The organism is Peribacillus sp. NPDC101480, from assembly GCF_050277335.1.
Lineage (GTDB): Bacteria > Bacillota > Bacilli > Bacillales > DSM-1321 > Peribacillus.
The window spans coordinates 1-2,808 of record NZ_JBNNSB010000025.1 but is presented as its reverse complement, the minus strand read 5'-3'; the positions used below and the strand labels follow the sequence as shown (position 1 = coordinate 2,808).

At 48.6% G+C, this 2,808-nt stretch carries 1 rRNA gene; it reads left to right on the top strand.

The features are described from left to right. Positions 1–213: 213 nt before the first annotated feature. Positions 214–2,808: ribosomal RNA gene (locus ACQKMF_RS26640) — 23S ribosomal RNA — on the top strand; the annotation flags it as partial.

Genomic DNA, 2,808 nt, shown 5'->3' with positions numbered 1-2,808 from the left:
GGTTGTTTCGCAAATGAATGTTAATAAACATTCATTTGTACATTGAAAACTAGATAAGTAAGTAAGATTTTACCAAGCAAAACCGAGTGAATAGAGTTTTAAATAAGCTTGAATTCATAAATAATCGCTAGTGTTCGAAAGAACACTCACAAGATTAATAACTAGTTTTAGCTATTTATTTTGAATAACAATTCAAAATATGGTGGAAACATAGATTAAGTTATTAAGGGCGCACGGTGGATGCCTTGGCACTAGAAGCCGATGAAGGACGTTACTAACGACGATATGCTTTGGGTAGCTGTAAGTAAGCGTTGATCCAGAGATTTCCGAATGGGGGAACCCAGCATGAGTTATGTCATGTTATCGACATGTGAATTTATAGCATGTCAGAAGGCAGACCCGGAGAACTGAAACATCTTAGTACCCGGAGGAAGAGAAAGAAAAATCGATTCCCTGAGTAGCGGCGAGCGAAACGGGAAGAGCCCAAACCAACAAGCTTGCTTGTTGGGGTTGTAGGACACTCTATACGGAGTTACAAAAGAACATGTTAGACGAATCATCTGGAAAGATGAATCAAAGAAGGTAATAATCCTGTAGTCGAAAACATATTCTCTCTTGAGTGGATCCTGAGTACGACGGAGCACGTGAAATTCCGTCGGAATCTGGGAGGACCATCTCCTAAGGCTAAATACTCTCTAGTGACCGATAGTGAACCAGTACCGTGAGGGAAAGGTGAAAAGTACCCCGGAAGGGGAGTGAAAGAGAACTTGAAACCGTGTGCTTACAAGTAGTCAGAGCCCGTTAATGGGTGATGGCGTGCCTTTTGTAGAATGAACCGGCGAGTTACGATCTGATGCAAGGTTAAGCAGCAAATGTGGAGCCGCAGCGAAAGCGAGTCTGAATAGGGCGTTGAGTATTTGGTCGTAGACCCGAAACCAGGTGATCTACCCTTGGTCAGGTTGAAGTTCAGGTAACACTGAATGGAGGACCGAACCGACTTACGTTGAAAAGTGAGCGGATGAACTGAGGGTAGCGGAGAAATTCCAATCGAACTTGGAGATAGCTGGTTCTCTCCGAAATAGCTTTAGGGCTAGCCTCAAGTGATGATTATTGGAGGTAGAGCACTGTTTGGACGAGGGGCCCCTCTCGGGTTACCGAATTCAGACAAACTCCGAATGCCAATTAATTTAACTTGGGAGTCAGAACATGGGTGATAAGGTCCGTGTTCGAAAGGGAAACAGCCCAGACCACCAGCTAAGGTCCCAAAATATATGTTAAGTGGAAAAGGATGTGGCGTTGCCCAGACAACTAGGATGTTGGCTTAGAAGCAGCCATCATTTAAAGAGTGCGTAATAGCTCACTAGTCGAGTGACACTGCGCCGAAAATGTACCGGGGCTAAACATATTACCGAAGCTGTGGATTGTCCTTTGGACAATGGTAGGAGAGCGTTCTAAGGGCGTCGAAGCATGATCGCAAGGACATGTGGAGCGCTTAGAAGTGAGAATGCCGGTGTGAGTAGCGAAAGACGGGTGAGAATCCCGTCCACCGATTGACTAAGGTTTCCAGAGGAAGGCTCGTCCGCTCTGGGTTAGTCGGGTCCTAAGCTGAGGCCGACAGGCGTAGGCGATGGATAACAGGTTGATATTCCTGTACCACCTAGTATCGTTTTAATCGATGGGGGGACGCAGTAGGATAGGCGAAGCGTGCTGTTGGAGTGCACGTCCAAGCAGTAAGGCTGAGTGTTAGGCAAATCCGGCACTCATAAGGCTGAGCTGTGATGGGGAGAGGAAATTGTTTCCTCGAGTCGTTGATTTCACACTGCCGAGAAAAGCCTCTAGATAGATAACAGGTGCCCGTACCGCAAACCGACACAGGTAGTCAAGATGAGAATTCTAAGGTGAGCGAGCGAACTCTCGTTAAGGAACTCGGCAAAATGACCCCGTAACTTCGGGAGAAGGGGTGCTCTTTAGGGTTCACGCCCAGAAGAGCCGCAGTGAATAGGCCCAAGCGACTGTTTATCAAAAACACAGGTCTCTGCTAAACCGTAAGGTGATGTATAGGGGCTGACGCCTGCCCGGTGCTGGAAGGTTAAGAGGAGTGGTTAGCTTCTGCGAAGCTACGAATCGAAGCCCCAGTAAACGGCGGCCGTAACTATAACGGTCCTAAGGTAGCGAAATTCCTTGTCGGGTAAGTTCCGACCCGCACGAAAGGCGTAACGATTTGGGCACTGTCTCAACGAGAGACTCGGTGAAATCATAGTACCTGTGAAGATGCAGGTTACCCGCGACAGGACGGAAAGACCCCGTGGAGCTTTACTGTAGCCTGATATTGAAATTCGGCACAGCTTGTACAGGATAGGTAGGAGCCTTTGAAACGTGAGCGCTAGCTTACGTGGAGGCGTTGGTGGGATACTACCCTAGCTGTGTTGGCTTTCTAACCCGCACCACTTATCGTGGTGGGAGACAGTGTCAGGCGGGCAGTTTGACTGGGGCGGTCGCCTCCTAAAAGGTAACGGAGGCGCTCAAAGGTTCCCTCAGAATGGTTGGAAATCATTCATAGAGTGTAAAGGCATAAGGGAGCTTGACTGCGAGACCTACAAGTCGAGCAGGGTCGAAAGACGGACTTAGTGATCCGGTGGTTCCGCATGGAAGGGCCATCGCTCAACGGATAAAAGCTACCCCGGGGATAACAGGCTTATCTCCCCCAAGAGTTCACATCGACGGGGAGGTTTGGCACCTCGATGTCGGCTCATCGCATCCTGGGGCTGTAGTCGGTCCCAAGGGTTGGGCTGTTCGCCCATTAAAGCG